We start from the raw sequence: 4,717 nt of genomic DNA on the forward strand, positions 1-4,717 counted from the left end.
GCGCCGGGCGGGCCTTTGCGGGGGGCTGCTGCGGGTTCCACGGTCATTTCATCCGCATCGGCGGCAGCGGCGCAGGCGGCAAAGCGTTCAGCCTTGTCCTGTGCAATTTCCACCAGCGTATGGTCATTCACAATGCGGATTGCCCCGATGTCCTGCTTTTTAATGCCCCCAAGGCGGCACAGCACGGGCACCAGCCATTTGGGGTCTGCCCGGTCTGCCCGGCCAACGGACAGGCGGAACCAGCTTCCGTTCATCTCCGGTGCGCGTTCACGCGGCTCGCGCGGGGGGGCGTTTTCGTCGCGTGGGCCACGGGTGCGGGTGGCGTCTGGCGTAATCACGCGCAGCTGTGCGGGTTCGGGCAGGCTTTTGCGCCACATGCCCACAAGGGCGGTTGCAAGCTGCTCGGGTGTGTGCTCGGCCACAAGGCGGGCGGTCAGTGCCTGAATGTTCTCGTTCTCTGATGGGGGGAGCGAGAGGAAGTGCGCACCCAGCAGACGCTCTGCATCGGCCTCGGCAATGGCCTGCGGTGTGGGAGCACCACTCCATTCTGCCGTCACCTTGGCAGCCTGCAGCAGGCGCTCGGCCAGACGGCGGCGTGAGGGCGGGACCAGCAGGACGCAGGTACTTTTGCCCGCGCGGCCCGTACGGCCCGAGCGGTGCAGCAGGGTAGCGGGGTTGGACGGCAGGCTTGCGTGGATAACCAGCCCAAGGTCGGGAATATCAATCCCGCGTGCGGCCACGTCGGTGGCCACGCACACACGGGCCTGCCCGTGGCGCAGGCTCTCAATGGCGCGGGTGCGCTCGTTCTGCCCCAGATCGCCCGAAATGGCGACGGAGGCAAAGCCACGTTCGGTCAGGATGCTCTGGAGCTGACGCACAGCCTCACGCGTGTGGCAGAACACAATGGCGGAGGGGGATTCAACCAGACGCAGCACGTTGACAACGGCGCGGGCCATATCGCCCTGGTCTACCAGCACGCCACGGTAGGTAATGTCGGTATGGGCGGTGTTGGGGCCGACCGTATCCACGCGCAGGGCGTCATGCTGGTAGCGCTTGGCAAGGCCTGCGATCTCACGCGCAATGGTGGCGGAGAACAGCAGCGTGCGGCGGTCCTTGGGGGTGGCGTCCAGCAGGGTTTCCAGCTCGTCACGGAATCCGAGGTCGAGCATTTCGTCTGCTTCGTCCAGCACGGCGGCCTTGAGCTGCGACAGGTCGAGGTTGCCGCGCTTGAGGTGGTCGCACAGGCGGCCGGGGGTGCCGACAACAATGTGGCAGCCAGCGGACAGGTGGCGGGCTTCCGTCCGCGGTTCCATGCCGCCAACGCAGGAGACAATGCGCGCGCCGGTCTTGGCGTACAGCCACTCCAGCTCGCTGCGGACCTGCAGGGCGAGTTCACGCGTGGGGGCAATGACCAGTGCGAGCGGTGCGCCGGAGGGGCCGCAGCGGTCTGCGCCGTTGAGCAGCGTGTCAGCAAGGGAGAGGCCGAAGGCTACCGTCTTGCCCGAGCCCGTGCGGGCGGAAACAAGCAGGTCGCGACCTTTTGCGTCATCGGCCAGAATGGCGGCCTGAACGGAGGTCGGGGCTTCAAACCCGCGCGCGGCCAGAGCCTGAGCGAGCGGGGCGGGAGCATTTTGAAAAGGCATATAAATGAGGTCCAGACAATGCAGGCAAGAGAGAGGGGAATAAAGCGTCCTGTCCGGAAAGACCTCTCTCTTGTGTCGGGGCTGTGTGCTGCGGACCCGCTGCACCCCGGCAACCTGTAAAAGACATCCTTACTGGAAGGGTAGGTAACGGAAATCCATAAAGACTTCGCTCAGGCTGGTGTCTGGCGCGCCGCCGTTGCCCTCCCACGCATGAATGCGCGAGTAGGCAAGCTGCACACCACCTTCTACCGTGCCGTAACGACCTTTAAGGAAACGATACCACGCTCCGACTGTGGCTTCCATAACACTATGGATGTTACTGCCAGCGTCACAACTGCCCAATTCGGTATAGCACCCGGCGCTGTTATAGCAGGATTGCCATAACCATAGGAGGTGCCACCTTCAGAGAAGTAGCTGCGACCGGCCTGTTGGTAGCCAAAATAGCCATACACGTCAATGAGCGGGTTGGGGTGGGCGATAATTCCTGCCGTTCCCTGCATGGAAAACAGGGGGGAGGGTGCACCGTTGGACTTGAGCGTGGCATCGGGCAGCAGCACGGAGCCGTAGCGGCCAATACCATAGCCCGCAATGCCCGCCAGCCGGACTTCCACCTTGTGTGGCACCACTGGCAGGATCATGGACCCGCCACCTCCACCACCTACGGCGGTGTGGTTTTTGCCTGCCCCAAGGGTGGATACGCGGTCATGCGGGAAGTGGAGAATACCCTCGACCTCGTAATGGCCCCAGTGCGGGTCCCATGCGATCTTGCCGATGACATCGGGGGCTATTTCGTTGGGGAAGAGGGCGTTGTTGGTCAGGCCCGTGCCAGCGGAGCCAATGGTGACCGTCTGCCCGCCAGGCAGGTAAACCTGACCGTCCGTGCTGCCGGATGTAAATCCATTGGTGCTGTACAGCGTTGCCGAGTTTTCAATCGACAGGCCAGTCCACAGGCGGTGGTTGAGGAAGTCTTTTACAAAGCGGAACTGCAACTGCCGCGCCCATGTCTGCCCGACAAGCATGGAGGATTCTATGGTTTCGGGCAGGCTTTCCTGTCGCGGGATAATCCCTACACGTCCGGGGGTAAGCATGCTCCACGCCTGACCGGCAAGGAAGTGGAAGTTCTCCTTGCTGTTGTCATACGCAAGATAGGCCTGCCGCATACGAAAAGCGTAGCTGTTGCTCTCATACGCATCGGTGGTGGCGGCCCCTGCACCAAAGTCCATTTCAAACACACCGGAGATGGTGGAGTATTTGTCCACATTCCCGCGTGCCATGAGCGAGAGGCGGCTGTAGCGCGCGCTGCCGTCAAAATTGTCGGTGTGGTAGCGCGGTTCGTTCTTGAACGGGGTTGCCTGCCAGAAGTTGAAGGTGCCGCTGGCGGTGTGGCGGTTGCTCTCCACCGCTGATGCGTCAATGAACCCACCCAGAATAAGGGTGACGGGGCCAAGGTGGAACACCCCGTGGTCACCTAGCGCACCGGCGGCCTGCGCGCCCGCCGTTTCGCGCGAGTGGGGGCCAACGCCGTTTTCCGCCACGCGGGAGATCACGTCTTCCGCGCGGTGGCCCACCACGGATTCCACGGTCGGGGTGTCTTCCGCACCACCAAACACGGGCTGGGCGTCTGGCCCGCTGGCATGGAAGTGGCCATTGGCACCAAGGTGGTGGGGGGCGGGCTCGTCCTCATGTCCGGTGGAGGCTACGGCAATGCCTGCCTCGTTGTCGGCGGCGTCCATGCTGGCAAGCTGGTGTGCGGCCAGTCCGTGGTGTGCGGCTGCAGTGCCTGCGTGGGCCACGGTGCGGTGGGCGGCAATCTGCTTTTGCACACTGACAAGGGCTTTTTGCAAAGCGCGCTGTTCGGACTGAATGCGAGAGATCTGCTGTTCCAGCGCATCAAGCGATGCATCGTCCCCCGCCGCCATGGCGGGCGTGCCAAGGCAGAGTAGCAACGGGCCGGAGGCCAGCACCGTACCCATACACAGGCGGTTTTTCATGCAATGCGCCCAAGAGGCGTGCAGGGACTGAAAGATGCGCATGCTCTCTTCATTTTCTGGCAAGTGTTACGCGGGAACCTAGTGTGATCTGAACCATTTTTGTCTCCCCTTAGTAAAGGGCCGTCAGTTTAAAAAATAATTTCAGAACAAACGCGGCTGGCGCTAAAGAAGGCGCAATAGAGTTTGAAAAAACTGAGCATCGCGGAAAAGGAAGTCTAGCATGGCCAGAATGATCCACAGCATGTTGCGCGTACTGGATGAGCACAGGTCCACTACGTTTTATGCCAATACGCTGGGACTTGCTCCTGTAGGGCGGTTTGAGTTCGATAGTTTTACACTGCTTTATCTGGCCAATGCCGAGCAGAGCTTTGAGCTGGAGCTGACCATCAACCACGGGCGGACCCAACCCTATGCGCTGGGGGATGGCTACGGCCATCTTGCGGTTTCGGTGGCGGATGTGCAGGCCGAGCATGCGCGGATCAGTGCGCTGGGGTATGCGGTGACGGATGTTAAGACCCTCCAGCACAACGGCACGGTGGTCGGGCAGTTTTTCTTCCTGACCGACCCGGACGGGTATAAGATTGAAGTGCTGCAACGCGGCGCACCCGGCCGCTTTATCTGACCTGCCCGCCCATATGGGCCGGGACAGGGGCAGGCCCGCCATGGTATTGGCATAAGGGCCTGCCGTGCGCTCAGGCGTGTGGGTGGGGCATGGCATCCCGGTCCGAATTGGCATATAAGGCGCGCAATGCTGACCTCTTTTTACAAAATGCACGGTCTGGGGAATGACTTTGTCATCCTGGACGAGCGGGCGGGTGACCTCTCGCTCACCCCAGCCCGTATTGCAGCCCTTGCGCACCGTCGCCGGGGTATTGGCTGTGACCAGCTTGTGACCCTGCGCGCGCCCGCGGCAGAGGGGGCGGACGTGTTTGTCCGCTTTTTCAACCCCGACGGGTCGGAGGCCGGGGCCTGCGGCAATGCCTCGCGCTGCGTGGCCGATCTTGTGTGGCGGCTCAGTGGCAACGCAACTCCTGTGTTGCAAACCCTTGCGGGCCTGCTGCCCACCCACCGCACACCCGACGG

The 4,717-nt window shown here is 62.4% G+C and carries 3 protein-coding genes and 1 pseudogene; 2 read left to right on the top strand and 2 right to left on the bottom strand.

The genetic code is table 11. The annotated features are described in order from the left end of the window. Both JCM25146_RS15380 and JCM25146_RS20135 read right to left on the bottom strand, forming a co-directional pair. Positions 1–1,643 (bottom strand): DEAD/DEAH box helicase (locus JCM25146_RS15380; RefSeq protein WP_025829134.1); only part of this gene is annotated, 1,643 nt, incomplete at its 3' end. Between the two features lie 129 nt (positions 1,644–1,772). Further along, positions 1,773–3,731: pseudogene (locus tag JCM25146_RS20135) on the bottom strand (hypothetical protein). A 123-nt stretch (positions 3,732–3,854) separates the two neighbouring features. On the opposite strand from JCM25146_RS20135, the gene JCM25146_RS15390 reads away from it, so the two are divergent. Together JCM25146_RS15390 and JCM25146_RS15395 are read left to right on the top strand one after the other, a co-directional pair. Next, the gene (locus tag JCM25146_RS15390) at positions 3,855–4,256 is read left to right on the top strand and encodes a VOC family protein (protein WP_025829136.1); all 402 of its coding nucleotides are present in this window, start codon (positions 3,855–3,857) and stop codon (positions 4,254–4,256) included. 126 nt (positions 4,257–4,382) lie between these two features. Continuing rightward, on the top strand, positions 4,383–4,717 hold a 335-nt coding region (locus JCM25146_RS15395), incomplete at its 3' end, for a diaminopimelate epimerase (RefSeq protein ID WP_025829138.1).

Source organism: Acetobacter okinawensis JCM 25146, from assembly GCF_000613865.1.
GTDB classification, from domain to species: Bacteria; Pseudomonadota; Alphaproteobacteria; order Acetobacterales; family Acetobacteraceae; genus Acetobacter; species Acetobacter okinawensis.